The organism is Novosphingobium sp. FG137, from assembly GCF_057809735.1.
Genome location: NZ_JBMDKN010000006.1, coordinates 37731 through 55126, shown reverse-complemented (window position 1 = coordinate 55126; position 17396 = coordinate 37731). Strand labels below are relative to the sequence as shown.

The window sequence follows — 17396 nt, the reverse complement described above, 5'->3', positions numbered from 1 at the left end:
ATGCTCTCCCGGCTCATCGAACTCGTCACTGGCGACAGCGAAGCGCCCGAACACCGCGCTGAAACGCGCGATGTGCCGATGCTCGCCAATTTCCTGGGCTATCGCGCCTATGCCGCCGAGACGCAGATCTTCCACCTGACCCGATCGAAGGGCTTCATCCTGGAACTCGCCCCGCTCATGGGTGCGGACGAGCGCATCGGCGAAATCCTGACCTCGATCATCTCCGATGTGCTGGTGGCGGGCTGCGAATTCCAGATCATCAATTATGCCTCGCCCCGCATCGCCGAGAAGCTGCAAGAATGGGCCTTGCCCCGCATCCGGGCGGGCGCGGTGTTCAACAAGCTCGCGCGCTACCGCCTCGATCTGTTGCGCGGTGGGGCCTGGGCCTCGCTCGCCACGGATGGCCCTTTCCATTTGCGCCAGTTCCGCGTGCTGTTTGCAGTTGGCGTTGGTGCGGGTTCAGGCGTCGATACCGAGACCCTGCTCGCCGTGCGCGACGGGATCACCTCGGCGCTCGACTCGATCAATGTCAAAACCCGGATTTTCAGCCCGACCGAGCTGATCCGCTTCATCGACGATGTGGTCTGCCCGGCCACTGGCGCTGGCGATGATGCGCCCGATTACAGCCCCTTCGACCCGATCAACGAGCAGTGCATCCGCCGCGATCTGGTCACCCGTGTCGAGAAAGATCGCCTGATCCTCGAGGCTCCGTCGCTGCGCCCCTCAGGGCTGGTGATCGATGGCACCCCGGAAATGGCCGATATGAGCCCGCATGAGTTCGATGTGCGGACCATGTCGGTGCGCTACTTCCCCGAACGCTGGGCGCCATGGGACACGCAGAAGGTCATCGGCGACATCTTCAATCCCAAGCTATGCCTACCATGCCCTGTGCTCCAATCGATCGCCGGGATCATCCCCTCGGCCGAGACCTCCGAAGCCAAGGCGGGTTGGAAGTTCACCCGCACCACGGCGCTCGCCGATGGCAAGGCCGCGCGCCTTGTCCCGACCCTCAAGACCCAATCGGCAGAATGGGAGCATGTGCAGGCGCAAGTGCGCCTCGGGCAGAAGCTGGTTCAGATCTACTACAGCGTCACCATGGTCTCGCCCCTCGGCCGGGGCGATGTGAATGAGCGGACGCTGAAAGCCATTTACAAGGCCGCTGGCTGGGATCTGATCGACGAGACCTATCTCCAGACCGGCGGGTTGCTGGCGTCCTTTCCTCTGACGCTGGCCGATGGCCTGTCGCGCGATCTCATGCGGATGCGGCGTTTCCGTACGGTGCTCTCCGCCAATGTTGCAGCCCTCGCGCCGGTCCAGGGCGAGTATAATGGCGGGGCCATCCCGCATCTGCTGTTCATCGGGCGGCGCGGCCAGCCCCAGTTCTGGTCACCTTTCCAGAACAATGCCGGCAACCACAATGTCGCGATCGCAGGCAAGTCCGGCTCTGGCAAGTCGGTGCTGCTTCAGGATCTGACCGCCAGCCTTGCCGGGGTGAATGCCAAGACCATCGTCATCGATGATGGCCGCTCCTTCGAGCATATGGCGAAGGCGCTGGGCGGCACGTTCACCGAGTTCAAACTGTCGGCGGGGATCTCGATCAACCCGTTCCGCATGATCGACCTCGAGCTTGCGGCAGGCGACGAGGACTATCTTGTCGACTGCCTCGCCATGCTCAAGGCCATCATCAGCCAGATGGCCCGCTACGAAAACCGCCTCAATGACACCGAGCGCGGGCTGATCGATGCGGCCGTCAACGCGGTGTGGAACGAGAAGGCGCGCGAAGGCACTGTCGATGGCATTATCGCAGCCCTGCACGCCGCCGGTCACCCGCAGGCTGACGACCTCGCCACCGCGCTGCTGCCCTTCTCAGAAGCAGGCACCTACGGGCCGTTCTTCCTTGGCGACACCAATCTCGATCTCTCGGCCGATCTGACGGTCTTCGAGCTGTCCGACCTATCCTCACGCGAGGAACTGCGCAGCGTCGTCCTGACCTCGATCATGTTCGTTGCCTCGCAGACGATGCGCAAGCTCGACCGTCAGATCCCCAAAGCGCTCATCATCGATGAGGCCTGGGCGATGTTGAAGGGCGGCGCGATGGCGGATTTCGTGGAGACCTATTCGCGCACCTGCCGCAAATATGGCGCCTCGCTCATCACCGCGACCCAGTCGATCAATGATTTCTACAAGTCGGGCGGCTCGAAGGCAGCGCTGGAAAACTCTGACTGGATGCTGGTCCTTCAGCAGAAGCCGGAAACCATCGCGGACTTCCGCAAGTCCGACCGGTTCGAGATGGACAATTTCACCGATGCCCTGCTGCGCTCCTTGAAGCGCAATGGCACGGAATATTCCGATCTCTTGATCCGCGGCCCGGACACGCAGACGGTCTGCCGCCTCGTGCTCGATCCCTTTTCGGGCACGCTCTATTCGTCGAGCCCGGCCATCTATGCCCGGATCGAGGCCGAGGTCGCGCGCGGCGCCACCATGGCCGAGGCGATCGAATGCGTCGCCTATGGGCTGGATCGCAAGGCCAAGGGAGCGCGGCCATGACGCGGCGCGCATCCACAATCAATTGGGGGGCCGTGACCGCCTGCGGCTTGCGCCTCATGGGCTGGTTCGCCGTCAATGTGTTGACCGCTGCCGGCGTCATGGCGCTGATCCTCTTTGCGATCGGCGACTTCTCGCTGCCCATCACCATGGCCCAACTCGCCAACCTGGCCGATCGCTACGTCGCGGCCAATGCCATCCGCCGCGACCAGTTCGACCAAGAGGTCATCATCGGCTTCTTCGCGCTCCTGCTGCTGGTCGCCCTCTTCCGCCGCAGCGGCTTTGCCCGGGCCTTTGAAGACCCCATTGGCAACAAGGATTCCAACGATGCATGACGACACCCCGCAACCGCAGGGCGAACTGCCTTTGGGGCTGGACACGGCTTCCACTGCCGTCGCCGTCCCTGGGAAACGCCGCAGGCTGCTGGCCTTCCTCGCCAGCAATCGCCGCCAGATCCTGGCCATGGGGCTTACCGGTGCCTGCTTGCTCTGGGGAAGCTGGACCACGCACAAGCTGCTCTGCCTCGAGCAGCGCGTGACCACGATCCGAAAAGTGGCACTGGCCGATCTCGTCCGCGAATATGTCCAGGCTGAGGCTCGCAGCGGCGCTGCACCCGACCAGATCACGGCGGAAACCGGCGCTTACCTCAAGGCCCTCAATCTCGCCGTCGCGCGCCATGCCGCGCAAGGCGAAGTCCTGCTGCTGAGCAACGCCGTCGTTGCGGGCGATGTCCCCGACATCACCGCCACCATCCGCGACGAGACCTATGCCAGCCTCGCCAAGCCGCAAGGCGGCGCAGCGGTGCCATCCATCGCCAGCCCTTCCGCGCAGATGCAGCAGTTCTTCAATGCCAAGGGAGCCGATCATGGCAGCGGCAAGTGAGAGCGCACCGGTCACCGCTCCGCGCCGCGCGTCCTGGCGGCTGAAGCTCGGCGGCATCGCGCTGATTGGCGGCGCAGCCCTCAGTTGGTCGGCGCTCAAGGACTGGCACGACCATCACGCCTTCCTCATCAACGCCAGTGAATCGCTTCCCAACTGGGCGCTGCTGGTCGAGACGGGACGCTTTCCGGTGCGCGGCGATTACGTCGTTTTCGCGCCCGGCCATGATCCCCTTGTGGTGCGGCATTTCGGGGCCAATCCCAAACCCTTCGCCAAGATCGCCTATGGCGTGCCGGGCGATACGGTGAGCCATCAAGGCGCCGATGTGCTGGTCAACGGCCAGGCTGTCGGTCACCTCAAGCCCAAGACCCATCAGGGCGAGGATCTGCTGCCCGGTCCCACCGGCACCATTCCTCAAGGATGCATCTATGCCGGAAGCCCGCACAAGGACGGGTTCGACAGCCGCTATGCCGCGATCGGCTTTGTCTGCCGCGATCGGTTGATCGGCATCGGGACGCCCATCCTGTGATGCGCGCCGGCCCCGCCTCGATCCTGCTTGCCGCACTCGGCCTTTCGTCCGTGCCAATGATGGCGAGCGCCCGCGACTTCGGCACCTTTGGCCCGACCTGGTCGATTGCCGAGCCCGATCTGCTGGCAGTCATCAAGGCCCGGCTCGAGGCTGCCCGGCAGAGCGGCAAGCTCGATGCCATGAACCAGCGCTTTGTCGAAGCTGCTGAGACCAGTGTGCGGCGCCCCCATGCCGTTGCAGGAATCACGCCTGCCACCAGCGACCGGCGCTGGAGCTTCGATCCCAGCGTTACCTTGTCGCAGGACATCCGTGATGCTCGCGGGCATTTGATCGCCGCGCAGGGCCAGCGCTTCAATCCTCTGAACCATTTGAACCTCGCGCATAGCTTCGCCTTCATTGATGGCGATAGCGCAGAAGAGCGCGACTGGGCCTTGCGGCAGGGCGCGCCGGACAAGCTCTGGATCGTGCTGGTCAAAGGCTCGCCCACTGACCTCATGAAGGCGACCCAGCGGCGGTTCTATTTCGATCAGATGGGCGCGCTGACGGGCAAGTTCGGCATCGCCCACACCCCAGCGCTGCTCGTCCAGCAGGGCGACCATCTCGACATCCGCGAAGTGGCGCTGGCCCGAAACGGAGAACGCTCAGGAGAACGCCGATGAAGCGCATCCGCCCCGTGTTCTGGAAACGCTTCGGGCGTGGGCTTCGGTCGGGCAAAGGTGCGCCCCGACTGCGCCGCGCCCGCCGGTTCTGGGCAATGATCGCGGCCAGCCTGGCGCTCGGCTCGGCGCAAGTGGCACAGGCGCAAGGTTCGCCCACCTGCCACGGCCATTTCCCCAATCCCATCACCGACATCTGCTGGGATTGCTTCTTCCCGCTCTCGATCGGCGGCTTCGACCTCTGGCCGAGCGACAAGCCCGATCCCGGAAACCCCAGCCTGCCGGTCTGCCTGTGCGGGATCCGGCCCGGACTTTCCTTCGGCTTCTGGGAACCGGTGCGCCTGATCGATGTGACGACCAAGCCCTTCTGTTTTCCCAACCTTGGCGGGCTCACCATCAACCCCGGCATGTATGTGGGCAACGGCCATGTCTCGGCCCCATCGCAGAAGGGTGGCAACACGCAGATGAGCGCCCAATATCAGGCGCATTATTACGTCTATCCGCTGTTCTATCTGCTCGAACTGCTGGGCGATTTTATCTGCTTTGAGTCCGCCTCGTTCGATCTGGCCTACATGACCGAAATCGACCCGATCTGGAACGACGATACGCTGGCCGCACTGGTCTATCCCGAGACCGTCGTCTTCGACTTCCCGCTGGCGCAGGTCGCCTGTGCTGCCGATTGCGTCGCCGCCACTGCCGCCTTGCCGCTTGACCAGCTCTTCTGGTGCGCTGGCTGCAATGGCTCGATGTACCCCATGACCGGCAACATCGGGAACAATGACACGATGGACCAGTCGATGCGGCTCGCGGCCGAGCGCATGGTCTTCAAGATGCACCGGACCGCGCTCGCCTGGGGCACGATGGGCGAGTCTGGCCTTTGCGGCAAATACATCATGCCGATCATGCGGAAGCAGCAATACCGGCTGCAAATGGTCAATCCCGTAGCGGCCACCACCGGCCACTACGCCTGCCAGCCGCCCGGTGGATCGACCGCCGTCCAGCTCACCTCCCACACCTATCCGGTGGTGGGCGAGGACGTGGGCTATCTCCTGTGGCGCAAGCGCAATTGCTGCGCGTTCTGACGGGAGGGTCAAAGATGCGCAAATCTCTCCTGCTTCTGGGCGTACTGGTCGCCCTCGGCGGTGTCGGCACCGTGCTGGCGCAAACGCAGGTTGATGGTCTCGATCTCGATGCCATCAACAAGGCTGCGCAGGTTCATGCCCGCAATCTGGGCCAATTCGTAGAGCAAGTGCTTGGCCATCAGGCTGAGGCCAGCGCCGATCTGGCCGATGATATGGCCGCACTGGTCGAGGGTTCGCAGGCCAAGGTGAAAGCTGAGGCCGCCGCCCGGGCCAAGGTCAGCCCGACAGGCGATCCGGTCGATCTCGATGCGCTGGTCGCGGACGCAGGCCGCAGCATGGCGCCATCGCCCCAATCCGCCCCGATGCTCATTGCCTTCGCCAGCCTGTCAATGCCGCCTGAATCCCTCAAGCGCATGATCGCTGATGTTTCCAAGGCGGGCGGCATGGTGGTTTTTCGAGGCTTCTCGCCCGGTGGCCCCAAGCCCTTCATGGCCGCGCTGCATGATGCCATCGGCGATACGTCAGGTGCCCATGTGAGCATCGATCCCCGGCTTTTCCGGGCCTATGCCATCGAGGCGGTTCCCACTTATGTGGCGGCGTCGTCCAGCTTTGATCTGTGCTCAGACGAGGATTGCGCCAGCAAGCCAACACCCTATGACCGCATCGCCGGTAATGTGACGACGCATTTCGCGCTCGAGACGATCGCGCAGGGTCGCGGCCCCGGCGCGCCGGTGGCTAGCCAAGCGCTGGCCAATCTGGAGCGCGTTCCATGAGGGCGCGCTCGATCCTGTTTCGTGGAATGGCGTCTGGTGCAATGGTTGCCGCAGCCCTGTTGGCCAGCACACCGCTTTCCGCCCAGGCCATCGACCCCAAGGCGACGGCCAGCGCGATCGCCAGCCAGTTGCAGGGCCAGGTCACTGGCAATGTCACGAGCCAATCCGCGCCCAATGCCGTGCCGGGCTATGGCGGCGCCGATCTGCCGCAGGGCCAATATCTGTCGAACCCCAGCAGCCTCGCCGGCGATGGCGCGGTCGCAGCGGTGACCTCGCAGCCCTATGCCATTGTCACCAATCCTAACCGACCGACAGTCGATACCTCGACGCTTGGCCTCACGAGCGCCAAGCAGGTCGAAAGCAGCCCGACGAGCTACACCGGCATTGCGGGCAGTTCGCAGGGCAATTGCCAGCCAATCCCTGTGAGCAGCGGGAAAGCGAGCACCTATTACGATTCCTGCCAGATCGGCACGGCCGAGGCCGACAGCAATTTCACCTGCACCGTTGGTTGGGCCAACCAGTTCACCAACGCCTACCAGTACACCTGCCACGACTCGGAATGGGATATCTACAACCCCAACAACAACCTGACGTTTTTCTGGGGCGACGTTTCCGATTGCGGCAGTTTCGCGACTCAGTCTTCCTGCACGCAGGTCAGCCAGACCAAGAAAACACCCCAAACGACCTGGCCTCCGGGCGCGGGGATCGCGGTCATCTTCACCGAAACCGACACCACCTACAATTGCAGCGCGCAGACCAACTATGGGGCCAGCGCGTCGAAGACCTATTGCATCAACCACACGACCTTGTGCTTTGAGCCGCCCCCTCAGGATCAGGCGCCGGGCGTGCCCGGTGCTGCCTATGTCGGGCAGATCCAGACCTATCAGGGCTCGACCGTCGATAATGCAGACTGTCAGGCCAAGCTGAAGGCCCTGCCAACCGGCGAGACCTGCCTGCAACCCACACAGGCCTGTGTGGATGCAGCGCCCACCACCCGCACCATCAACGGTGTCGCGGTCACCCATGATTGCTGGCAGTGGCAGGCAACCTATCAGTGCAGCACGCTCTCAAGCGCCAATGACTGCGCCACGCTGTCATCCAAGAGCACTTGCAGCTTTGACCATGAGGTCTGCCTCGACAGCCCACAGACGGGCTCCTGTCAGGTCAAGAGCGAGGTCTATAAATGCACGACGCCTGCCGCAACGCAGACAAGCCAAGCCTATTCCTGCAGCGGCGATGTCTATTGCCTCGACGGGAGCTGCACCCAGCTTCCGACATCGCCGGCACCTGATCTGGCTAATGCGCTCGTGGCCATGAACGCCATGAAGGATGCCAACCAGCAGTTCGACGCCAACAAGCTGACGATCTTCGACGGCGATGCCACCGGCTGCCACAAGCCGCTCTTCGGTCTTGTCAATTGCTGCGCGGGCAAGGTCTCCGGCCTGCTGACCGGCGCTGCGGCGGCCTCCGCCGCGATCGGGCTCGCCTCAGGCAACCCAGCGATGCTGCTCGGCCTCGCCACACAGTTCCTCGTGCTTTTCATGTGCTCGAGCGAGGAGATCCAGCTCGACGTGAAGGACCGCATGGGCTTGTGCCACTATGTCGGTGAGTATTGCTCGGAAAAGGCGCTCTTCGTCTGCACCACGATGCGCAAGAGCTACTGCTGCTACCAGTCCAAACTCGCCCGCGTGATCCAGGAACAGGGCCGCGCACAATTGGGGCTGGATTTTGGCAGCCCGCAATCGCCGACCTGCACGGGCTTCACCGTCGATCAGTTCTCCAAGCTCGACCTGTCCAAGATGGATTTCTCAGAGGTCTTTGCCGACTTCACCAGCGCCGTGTCGCTGCCCGCCTCGCTCCAGACCTCGGCCCAGATCCAGCAGAAGGTCCAGGCCTACTATCAAACCCATGGTCAAGGATCCTGACGCCATGCGCCAAGCCTCACGCCCTATCGCCACCATGCTGGTCGCTTTGCTGACCAGCGCAAGCCTCGTCACCGCCAGCCCGCTGATGGCCATGGACGCCCCTCCGGCCAGCACCGCGCTGGAACAAGAGGACATGTCCAATCGTGAGAACGTGGACCCGTCCACGAGCGGACAAGTGGACAGCGCCACAGGTGAACATGTGGACACGTCCACAGTGACCGGCGATCCCTTCTATTGCGGCGAGCGAAAACTCGGCACCTGGTTCTATTGCGAGCGCCCCAAGCCCAAGCCTGCCGACCCCAGCGCCTCGGCCAGTGCCGCATCGCCCAGCTACCGCCAGCAACTCGACAAGATCGGCGCGTGGCTTGAGGAGTTGAAGGCAAAGGCCATCCTCGAGCCGTCCTCGGACAACATCATTGCCTACGTCCGCTATCAGCGCGAACAGCTCGACCGCGCCTCGACTTTCGCCGATGTGTGGGAACGCGCGATCTGGCAGCACCCCGACCTCGACTATACGCTTCAGCGGCCGGTCAGCACGCTGGGCAAGACCGCATGGCTTGCCCAGCGCAAGACCGATCGTGAGGCCGTCATCGCCTCGCTGTCGGAACGCTACGGCCTGTTCTTCTTCTACTCCTCAAGCTGCGGGGCCTGCGAAGTCTTCTCGCCCATCGTCCGCTCGCTCTCGGACAAGTACCACCTCTCGGTCCTGCCGGTGTCGATGGATGGCGGCCCGACGCCCGCCTTTCCGCGCTATGTCGTCAACCAGGGCCAGTATGAGAAGATGGGCCTTGAAGGCGGCCAGGTGCCGGCCCTTGTGCTCTTCGACACTTACCTCAAAAAGCCGATCCCCATCGGCTATGGCATCATGGCCGAGGATGAGGTGCTGCAACGCATCTTCTATCTGACCAGCGTCAAGCCGGGGAGCGACTTCTGATGCGCTGGCCCCATGTTATCCGCCATTGGCTGGCCCGCTTCCTCGCTGTGCTGGCGCTGGGCAATCTGCTCTGCGTCCAAACGGCTGAGGCCGACGTGAACGGCCAACTCAATTCCTTCTTCTCCAACCTCGGCGGGGCGGCCAATGCCACTGGCCCTGTCGCCTACAATGGCCAGCAGGGCGGCTATTACTCGGGCGGCAATCTCTGGGTCCGCTTTCCGGCGCAAACGACCTACCAGTTGGGCTCGCTCCAGATGCCGAGCGTCAAGGCTGGCTGCGGCGGCATCGACATTTTCACCGGCGGCTTCTCGTTCATCAACACCGACCAGATCGTCGCCGCCATGAAGGCCGCGGCCAATGGCGCGCTGGCCTTTGTCTTCGACCTCGCGATCAACGCCATCTCCTCGCAGATCGGCACCTCGATCGAGAAGATGATGCAGAAGGTCCAGCAGTTCACCCAGCACAGTCTCGATGCCTGCCAGGCAGGCCAACAGGTGGCAGCAGGGCTCGCCGGCATGGTCGGCGCGCGCGACAGCCAGTTCTGCAAGATCATCGGCAACAGCCAGGGCGTCTTCTCTGACTGGGCCTCATCCGAACAGGGCTGCGGCACCGGCGGCAGCCAATCCTCGACCATCAAGGGCAATTCAGACAGCACGATTCCCGCTGGCCCCTACAATTACACCTGGACGATGCTGAGCCAGAAATATCCGAGCTTTGACACCGCCTTCAAACAGTACCTGATGAGCCTTGTCGGCACGGTGATTTACCAGCCCGGCACTAGCGACACCCAAGGCCCCACCTTCAAGTTTCTGGGCCAAGGCGATCCTGCGCTCATCACCGCGCTGCTCGATGGCGGCAACAGCGCCAGCGTCTATGCCTGCGACACCACCGACAAGTGCCTCAACCCCACGCAGACCAGCCTGTCGGTCAGCACCGGCAATGCGCTCAAGACCCGCGTCTACAACCTGCTGATCGACATCGCCGGTCGCATCCAGGGTAACCAGCAATTGACCTCGGAGGAGATCGGCCTGCTCGGCGCCACCACGATCCCGCTTTACAAGATCATGGTGGTGAATGCCGCGGCGAGCTTTGGCGGCATGAACTCGGCTGACATCTCCAGCCTTTCCGAAATCACCTCGGTCGACCTGCTCGAGACCATCGTCGGACAATTCTACAGACTTGTCACGGACGGCCAGTCCTCATTCCAGAACGCCGATCCGCTGACCCTCAAGCAGTGGCAGGACCAGCTTCGCGATGTGACCAAGACGCTCGATGCGCAGGTGGTCCACAATTCCGAGCGCCTGACCCGCACCGAGCAGATCCTCGAACGCACGATCCGTATCGAGGCAACGCTACGCAACACCATGTCCCCCCAGATGACCGCCGCGCTCCAATTCGAGAGGTCGCTCGGCCAGCATCCGCTTCAGTGAGAAGAGCCGCATGACCGTCAATGTCATCACCAGCGGGGGCGGTCAGTATATCGTCAACGTGCTCAACGCCGTCGCCGCCTGGACAGGTGGCGGCGGTTTCCGTTCGCTGCTGCAAGTCGTGATGGTCATGGGCCTGGGCTACAGCCTGTTTGTCATGGCTTTCTCGCTCAATTGGCGGGTGCTGTTCCACTGGTTCCTCTCGGCCACCGCCATGTACATGTGCATGATCGTGCCCACGACCACGGTGGTCGTCTCCGACACGATCAACCCGACGGTGGGCAATGGCGCGGTCGCCAATGTGCCGATCGGCCTTGCCATGGTCGCCAGCTTCTCGAGCCAGGTGAACAACTGGCTGACCAAGACGGCCGAGAGCGTTTTCACGATGCCTTCGGCGCTGACCTACAGCGCAGGCGGGATGATTTACCCGACGCGCCTCAACGATCTCACCAGCCAGTTCACGATTGCCGATCCGATCATGAAGGCTAACATCGAGGGCTATCTGGCCCAATGCACCTTCTACGACATCCTACTGGGTCAGGGAAATGGCTGGTCGACGCTGGCCAGTTCGCCCGATCTGCTCTCCGCCATCGGACCGGGCTCGCCGGCCCGCTCGACGACCTGGATCCCCGCTGGCGGCGGCACCGCCTCGATCATCGGCTGCCAGAGCGCCTATCAGGCGATCGTGCAGGCCTTTCCAGCTCTGACCGCCGCTGGCCTTAATGCCGCTGCGCCATCCTTCTATCCCAATCTTCCGGCTGCCAGCGCAGTGACCCAGCTCAAGAACGACCTGCCGACGATGGCGCAGGCCTATTATGGCGGCACCTCGATGAGCGCCCAGACCATTTTCCAGCAGCGCTCCTTGGTGAATGCCTTCATGGAGGCGCGCGCCAATTTCGGATCGGGTGGCGGCGACACCTTCGCCGCGCTGCACGCCGATGTGCAGGCGCAGAACAGCTATATCTCGGCCGCGCGGCAGGCGATGACCTGGGTGCCGGTGCTGAATCTTGTCCTCACCATCGTCTTCTACGCGATGTTCCCGGTGGTCTTCCCACTCTTCCTGTTCCCTCAGACGGGCCCGGCTCTGCTCAAGGGCTATCTGACCGGCTTCTTCTATCTCGCATCATGGGGGCCGATCTACGCGGTGCTCCACATGTTCATCACGCAATATTCAGCGGCCCAGCTTTCCGCGCTGGCCCCCAATGGCATGACCATGGCGACGATGGCGGGCATCGATTCCGTCAACCAGAACATGGAAACGCTGGCGGGCTACCTGCTGATGTTCGTGCCGGTGATGGCCGCCGGCATGGCCAAAGGCGCCATGTCGATCGCCTCGAACACCACCGCCATGCTGGCACCTGCGATGCACGCGGCCGAGGCCGCAGCGGTCGAGCGGACCACAGGCAACTATGCCTATGGCAACAGCCAGTTCCAGAACGTGACCGGCCATCAGGTCAACACCGCGCCCACCTGGAATGTGGCGGCCAGCTCCGTCCCGCAGGTCAACATGCGCGGCGACAATGGCACCATCACCTCGACCATGCCTGACGGTTCCACGGTCTACAACACGAGTGGCGCGATCAGTCGCTTCGGCTTCTCGGCCAGCGAAATGCAGAGCGTCACCGGCAACCTCCAGCAGAGCGGCGCGCAATATCACACGCGCGCCAACGCCATGCGCGAAACCTCGGCCGAGCGCTGGAGCCATGGCATGCGCACCCTCGACAGTCTCTCGTCCGGCTCGCGCCGTGCGAGCGGTAGCGAAGCGGCGACAGGCGGCCAGGGCGGCAACACCACCAGCCAGTTCGATCGCCAAGGCACCGATTCCAAGCAGCAGACCGGCTCGAACCGCACGATCGGTGAAAACCTGACCTCCGGCCGCTCGCTGGGCCACGCCGAAACCAACACATTCGGGATCAATGCAGGCGTCAAGGCGGGTGTCGGCGGCAAGGTTCTGGGCGCCGATGTGGGCGGATCGGCAGGCGGTTCGTGGGACCACAAGTGGACCAAGACCACCGGCGATCAGGAAGCCCATGGCACCAGCGACAGCCTGAGCCAAAGCCAGGGCAGCAATGTCGCGCACTATCATGCCAATGGTCAGGACATCACGCTCACCGATGGCGGCTACTGGCGCGATGGCACCTTCCACCGGGTCGAGAACTTCTCGGAAAAGCGCCACGCCATCGAGCGCGACTTTTCCGAGGCCCAATCGCTTGAGCGGCAAGCGACCCGCTCGGACGAGGTCGGCGCACGCCTCGAACGCATGGCCTCGATCTCGCGCAGCAACGGCTACCAGATCTCCGATGACATGAGCCAGGTCATTGCCTCGCGCTACGCCGAAATGGCGGCAAGCCCCGAGTTCCGCGATCTGGGCGCGCCATCACTCACCAACACCACACCATCCCCCCATCAGCGCGAAGTCCGCAACATGATCGTCGGCAAGATCCTTGAGCAATACGCGGCCGATGGCATGGCGCCGGTTCAGGCAGGCTTGCAGGATCCCGGTACGACGATGGGGAGTGTGCGGGGGCCGGCTGAGTTTTCCATGCCGTCGGCACCGCCACGGCCGCAGGGGAGTCGCAGCGCAGGATCAACGCCAAGGCGTGAGCCGCAAGGCTCGGATGGTGCATCGGGAACGGGCCGACATGCGCCGGGCGATGATGCAGCTAGGGCGGCAATTCAGAGGGGGGCGACTGAGGTGGCTCGGGATGACGCTGCGGCCAAACGAGATTTTGGTACGAGAGCTTCCGTTGCGAATGCAGACGGGGCTAAAATACGCGATGATCTCAAACCCTAACGGGGCAGAGCTTTATTTCTGGGTCTTAAAGGCTGGGTCAGCCTGAAAGGAAGAATGAACCCGCTCCAGCCTTTCCGCGATTTCTTGGCGCTGCTGATGGTCCCGATAGGCATACAGCCCCCCAAACACAGCAACCGCAACGAGGATCAAAGGCACGACAATCATCACCGCCGTGGCAATCTTCCGCTGCCACGCAATGGCCTTCTGGCTCTTCATGAAAGTCGGGATGCGGTCATACTCGAGCGCCATCAGCGCTTCGGCCTTCGAGCCTCGGAAGCCATCCTCGCGCAAGGCTGCGTTCTCAGCCGTCAGTTGGTCGACCTGAGCCTTGAGTTGGGCGATTTCATGCGAACTATCCATGCGATTTTTTTAGCGCAAATGAGAACAAAGCTCAAACAAAATGACGGATCTGGCCGGTTCAAGACTATGCGTCGAGATGGCTCTTTTCAGTCCCCGACAACCACTCCCAGCGTCAGAGTAGCGCTATGCTTGCAAAGGAGAGGGGGGTAAGCCTTTTGCGTCGTGGCACGCATGGTGTATGTTTGACGCTTATGGCGCATGAACTCGACGATATCCGGGCTCATACTGAATGCCCTGTTTGCGGCGGCGAGCTGATCGTCACCTACAAGACTATGCGTCTCGAGCGCACGGTAGAATGCCCAACCTGCGGCGAGACCGTTCGGCCCATAGACGATACGCCTATCGGCAAAATTCAGAAGCTGATCGACGAAACCTGACGATAGAGCGGATAGTGGCCCGCACGGCATGATGATGTCGAGGCCGAAGGCCCAAGGTGTTCAAATCGCCCGACGTTCAACATCTGATTGTCATGCCACGAGGGTCACAGGCCGAGTTCGATGCTTTTCTCTGGGACATGGGTCAACGTCGGCGCGGGATCGAGATTTTGCTTTGCACGCGCTTCCCGCAGGCTCTCGGTATCAAACACATAGACCTCGTCACGATCAGTCGGAGGCATCGACGCCGTTGGCCTCGGTGACCGTACCGAAGAGGGGCTATGCGCCTGCTTCGCTTGGGGGCCAACATGTTCAAGGGCACTCGCCTTGTCCCCAGCATTGGCATCGATGGATCGCAGCAATGCATCACGGTCGTTGGTGTAGATCGCGAGGTCATCCCGCACACGGGTTGCCATCACATGGGTCAGCCGCTGGTTGGAAAGGTGCCGCTCTGCCGAGTGCATAACCCCAATCCCCTGGTCGGTGGTCATACCCTGGGCCTGGTGCATGTTGATCGCATAAGCGAGGCCAAGGCGCGATAGCATCCGGTCCCCATGGGGCAGCAACATGTTCACACCTTCACTTGTGCGCACCTCCACACCTTCTCGTGTGATGCTGACCACATCTGCGGCTGCCGAATTGAACAAGCCACGCGCCTTGTCATTTGCGGTCCAGCGGATGCGATCTCCCTCGTGGAGGCGCAAAGTTTCGCGTTCATACAATGCCAAATGGTCACGTTTGTCGTTGGGATCGAGACGGTCGGGGCGGAATTTCACGCGATCGCCCCCGGCATTGCGAAGGCTGACAACCCCCTTGGCTGAGACCCCGACGACATCATAGGTGCCGCGATCAAGTCCAGTCGAACTGTCTCGACTGACCACCTCCAAAACCTGACCGGCCCGGAAGTTGCTGGCAAAGCGCAATTCCTCGCGCGTGAGATGGACGCCCTCCAGATGGGAAAGGGCAAGACTTTCCCCGCGCAAAGTGCCTTCGGCCTTCAGGCCTGCCTGCACAAGCGCGTTGAGTTGGGTGCGCGTGGCGCGGCCCGAGGCATAGAGCGCTGTGCGTTCACGATCCTCAGCCGAAAGCTCGAGCCATTTGCGGGCGGCTGCCTCACGAAAATCGGGGCCAGCGGTGACCACCCGTTCGGCCAAGACCTCAAAGGCATCCTTGAAATGACCAGCGCGAGTGAGGGCCGCGACTGACTTCATGTGCTCTGTGCGCTGCCGGTGGCTGATTTCCAAATGGGCCATGGCCGGCCGGTGTTGCTGGATGAGCGAAAAAGCCTTTCCTGCATCGATTGGCTGCAATTGGGCGCGGTCACCAATCATCACCAGGCGGTCAATACCGAGCCGGTTGGCGATCGTGACAAGGTCATTCATCGGCTTGTTGGCGACGAGAGATGCTTCGTCGAGCACCAGAATGGTATCTTTGAGCGCTGCCGTCGATGCGGCAAACGCCTCACCTTGCCCTGCAAGTGCGGCTTTCAGATGCTGGTTCACGAAAGAGGAGACTGTTTGCGCCTCGATCCCGGCGTCGGTCTTCAGCATTTCGACCATGGTGTTGGCTTGCGCCAATCCCAGCACTTGTCGGCCTTCATGTCTGGCGGCATCTGCGATTGCCGAAATCAAGGTGGTCTTGCCCGCGCCCGCAACGCCTTGGATCACGACGACGCGGTCATTGCTGGACAGAGCGAGAATGCCCGCATCCAACTGCTCGCCGCTCAATGGACGATCGGTGGAATGACCGGCCAATCGAGTGGCGGCATCTCCTGCTGAAAGCACCGGAGCAACAGCGCCTCGGCCTGCATCGATGCCTTCCAGCAGGCGGCGCTCCTCTAACAAAAGCTCGGGCGTCGTGACATGGGTGACGGTGCCGTCAGAGCGCCCCGACGTTCCATAAAGCAACTGCCCCTTGTCGGCCAAGGCTCGCACTCGAGCTTCCACGGCTTCAATGGTTACGCCGCTGATCCCCAGATCAAGGGCTGTTCGGGAGATTTCATGGATCGGAAAGGCCGCTTCGCGTTGGCCAAGGATACGGATGGCCGAAGCCACCGCCATTTCCGCGGCGATCTCGTTTGCCGACAAAGACAATCTCGCCAAGCCGCTGGTGACCAGAGGGTCTCCAGGTTTGAGCCACTCCCGCAATCGTTCTGCCCATTGGGTCGCGACAGAAGCGATTTGTCTGACCGCATCAAAGGTCGAATGTTTCTGTGTTCCTTGCGCCGCCCGCACTTCAGCATCGGCAACCACCGCTTTGCCATCAAACCCCAACGCCGCAGCCCGCTCCCCCCATTCCGCGCGAAGGCCATCGCGGTCGTCCAGATTGATCTTGTCATCGCGGGTGCGCTTGGTGATCTCGCGCATGAGTTCGGGATTTCGGCCATCGCGCCCAAGGTCTGAGGCCTTGGCAAGGATGTCCTCGCGCCGCTGGCTGAAAGCCGTGAGAACGTGCCTAGGAACGCCCTCGATCTCGAACTGGCCGTGCTTTCCGGTTTGACGGGTCTGATAGCCGAGATCTTCGACGATCGCTCGCAAGGACGCGTGATAGACGCTGCCGATCAGGGAATTGTTCTTCCAGAGTTCATCGTTGAACAGGCCCTGCCAATTGCCCGCGACCTTGGTCAGATTGGCAATGACCACGTGGATATGCGCCTGCGGGTCGAGCTTGCGGCTCGTGTCGTGCTGAAACAGGGCATAAGTCAGATGCCCGGTGCGGATGGGATCGCCTTTGGGATTGTCGCCGTAAGTCCGCCCCTCGGCGAAAGTCTTCTCGACCCAGCCCATGGTCTGACGAACCGCCTGCATATGGGCGGCGATCAGGCGCTCGTCGCCAGCGACATACGCAAGGACGCTCGCAGACTTTGGCATGGAGAAGGTCAGGTCGATGCCAGCTCGGCGCCTTTCGGGATCACCGACTTGCTCGCCATCGGGCAAACGGCCTTTGAGGAGATCCTCGAAGACCTTTTTCTCTACCTCGCCGGAAAGGCCGAGTTCGGCGGCGCCGTTTCCGCCCCAGCCACTAACCTCGCTGGCGTGCTCGCCAACGTAATAGTCATCCTTGGCAAAATAGTTGGCAGCGCCGCCCGCCGAACGCACCGAAGCAACCGACAGCACGGG

The 17396-nt window shown here is 62.4% G+C and carries 14 protein-coding genes; 12 read left to right on the top strand and 2 right to left on the bottom strand.

Annotated features, from left to right (window positions below):
• Genes traC through ACODS2_RS17005 form a run of 11 tightly spaced genes read left to right on the top strand, consistent with a single transcriptional unit; the run spans position 1 to position 13543 of the window.
• On the top strand, positions 1 to 2547 hold the full coding sequence (traC, locus tag ACODS2_RS17055; protein WP_488999902.1) for a type IV secretion system protein TraC: 2547 nt from the start codon (positions 1 to 3) through the stop codon (positions 2545 to 2547).
• Positions 2544 to 2879: a hypothetical protein gene (locus tag ACODS2_RS17050; protein ID WP_488999901.1), complete on the top strand. Its 336-nt coding sequence runs from the start codon at positions 2544 to 2546 to the stop codon at positions 2877 to 2879. The genes traC and ACODS2_RS17050 overlap by 4 nt, the downstream gene beginning before the upstream one ends.
• Positions 2872 to 3426: a TrbI F-type domain-containing protein gene (locus ACODS2_RS17045; RefSeq protein WP_488999900.1), complete on the top strand. Its 555-nt coding sequence runs from the start codon at positions 2872 to 2874 to the stop codon at positions 3424 to 3426. The genes ACODS2_RS17050 and ACODS2_RS17045 overlap by 8 nt, the downstream gene beginning before the upstream one ends.
• A complete protein-coding gene (locus ACODS2_RS17040; protein WP_488999899.1) occupies positions 3410 to 3952 on the top strand; it encodes a S26 family signal peptidase in 543 nt (180 codons plus the stop codon). Before ACODS2_RS17045 ends, ACODS2_RS17040 begins: the two co-directional genes overlap by 17 nt.
• On the top strand, positions 3952 to 4611 hold the full coding sequence (gene traW / locus ACODS2_RS17035; RefSeq protein ID WP_488999898.1) for a type-F conjugative transfer system protein TraW: 660 nt from the start codon (positions 3952 to 3954) through the stop codon (positions 4609 to 4611). The genes ACODS2_RS17040 and traW overlap by 1 nt, the downstream gene beginning before the upstream one ends.
• Complete coding sequence (gene traU, locus ACODS2_RS17030) at positions 4608 to 5690, top strand: conjugal transfer pilus assembly protein TraU (protein ID WP_488999897.1); 1083 nt, start codon at positions 4608 to 4610, stop codon at positions 5688 to 5690. Before traW ends, traU begins: the two co-directional genes overlap by 4 nt.
• A 14-nt stretch (positions 5691 to 5704) precedes the next feature.
• Entirely contained in the window at positions 5705 to 6463 is a 759-nt protein-coding gene (trbC, locus tag ACODS2_RS17025) for a type-F conjugative transfer system pilin assembly protein TrbC (protein ID WP_488999896.1), read from the top strand.
• Positions 6464 to 6504: 41 nt separating this feature from the next.
• On the top strand, positions 6505 to 8388 hold the full coding sequence (locus tag ACODS2_RS17020; protein ID WP_488999895.1) for a conjugal transfer protein TraN: 1884 nt from the start codon (positions 6505 to 6507) through the stop codon (positions 8386 to 8388).
• Positions 8389 to 8422: 34 nt separating this feature from the next.
• On the top strand, positions 8423 to 9322 hold the full coding sequence (locus ACODS2_RS17015; protein WP_489000075.1) for a conjugal transfer protein TraF: 900 nt from the start codon (positions 8423 to 8425) through the stop codon (positions 9320 to 9322).
• The gene (locus ACODS2_RS17010; RefSeq protein ID WP_488999894.1) at positions 9322 to 10752 is read left to right on the top strand and encodes a conjugal transfer protein TraH; all 1431 of its coding nucleotides are present in this window, start codon (positions 9322 to 9324) and stop codon (positions 10750 to 10752) included. The genes ACODS2_RS17015 and ACODS2_RS17010 overlap by 1 nt, the downstream gene beginning before the upstream one ends.
• Before the next feature lie 10 nt (positions 10753 to 10762).
• Entirely contained in the window at positions 10763 to 13543 is a 2781-nt protein-coding gene (locus tag ACODS2_RS17005) for a conjugal transfer protein TraG N-terminal domain-containing protein (protein WP_488999893.1), read from the top strand.
• Between the two features lie 12 nt (positions 13544 to 13555).
• Here ACODS2_RS17005 and ACODS2_RS17000 read toward each other — a convergent pair whose 3' ends face one another.
• Positions 13556 to 13903: a hypothetical protein gene (locus tag ACODS2_RS17000; RefSeq protein ID WP_488999892.1), complete on the bottom strand. Its 348-nt coding sequence runs from the start codon at positions 13901 to 13903 to the stop codon at positions 13556 to 13558.
• A 191-nt stretch (positions 13904 to 14094) separates the two neighbouring features.
• Here ACODS2_RS17000 and ACODS2_RS16995 point away from each other — a divergent pair, with 191 nt between their 5' ends.
• Positions 14095 to 14280 (top strand): hypothetical protein, encoded by a 186-nt coding sequence (locus ACODS2_RS16995; protein WP_488999891.1) that lies wholly within the window; start codon positions 14095 to 14097, stop codon positions 14278 to 14280.
• Positions 14281 to 14384: 104 nt separating this feature from the next.
• Here ACODS2_RS16995 and mobF read toward each other — a convergent pair whose 3' ends face one another.
• Complete coding sequence (mobF, locus tag ACODS2_RS16990; protein ID WP_488999890.1) at positions 14385 to 17393, bottom strand: MobF family relaxase; 3009 nt, start codon at positions 17391 to 17393, stop codon at positions 14385 to 14387.
• Positions 17394 to 17396: the final 3 nt, after the last annotated feature.

Coding starts and splice junctions, on each gene's coding strand:
- ACODS2_RS16995 (WP_488999891.1), top strand. CDS start 14,095: ATGGCGCATGAACTCGACGATATCCGGGCTCATACTGAATGCCCTGTT.
- traW (WP_488999898.1), top strand. CDS start 3,952: ATGCGCGCCGGCCCCGCCTCGATCCTGCTTGCCGCACTCGGCCTTTCG.
- traU (WP_488999897.1), top strand. CDS start 4,608: ATGAAGCGCATCCGCCCCGTGTTCTGGAAACGCTTCGGGCGTGGGCTT.
- trbC (WP_488999896.1), top strand. CDS start 5,705: ATGCGCAAATCTCTCCTGCTTCTGGGCGTACTGGTCGCCCTCGGCGGT.
- ACODS2_RS17000 (WP_488999892.1), bottom strand. CDS start 13,903: ATGGATAGTTCGCATGAAATCGCCCAACTCAAGGCTCAGGTCGACCAA.
- ACODS2_RS17015 (WP_489000075.1), top strand. CDS start 8,423: ATGCTGGTCGCTTTGCTGACCAGCGCAAGCCTCGTCACCGCCAGCCCG.
- ACODS2_RS17020 (WP_488999895.1), top strand. CDS start 6,505: ATGGTTGCCGCAGCCCTGTTGGCCAGCACACCGCTTTCCGCCCAGGCC.
- ACODS2_RS17005 (WP_488999893.1), top strand. CDS start 10,763: ATGACCGTCAATGTCATCACCAGCGGGGGCGGTCAGTATATCGTCAAC.
- traC (WP_488999902.1), top strand. CDS start 1: ATGCTCTCCCGGCTCATCGAACTCGTCACTGGCGACAGCGAAGCGCCC.
- ACODS2_RS17045 (WP_488999900.1), top strand. CDS start 2,872: ATGCATGACGACACCCCGCAACCGCAGGGCGAACTGCCTTTGGGGCTG.
- ACODS2_RS17050 (WP_488999901.1), top strand. CDS start 2,544: ATGACGCGGCGCGCATCCACAATCAATTGGGGGGCCGTGACCGCCTGC.
- ACODS2_RS17010 (WP_488999894.1), top strand. CDS start 9,322: ATGCGCTGGCCCCATGTTATCCGCCATTGGCTGGCCCGCTTCCTCGCT.
- ACODS2_RS17040 (WP_488999899.1), top strand. CDS start 3,410: ATGGCAGCGGCAAGTGAGAGCGCACCGGTCACCGCTCCGCGCCGCGCG.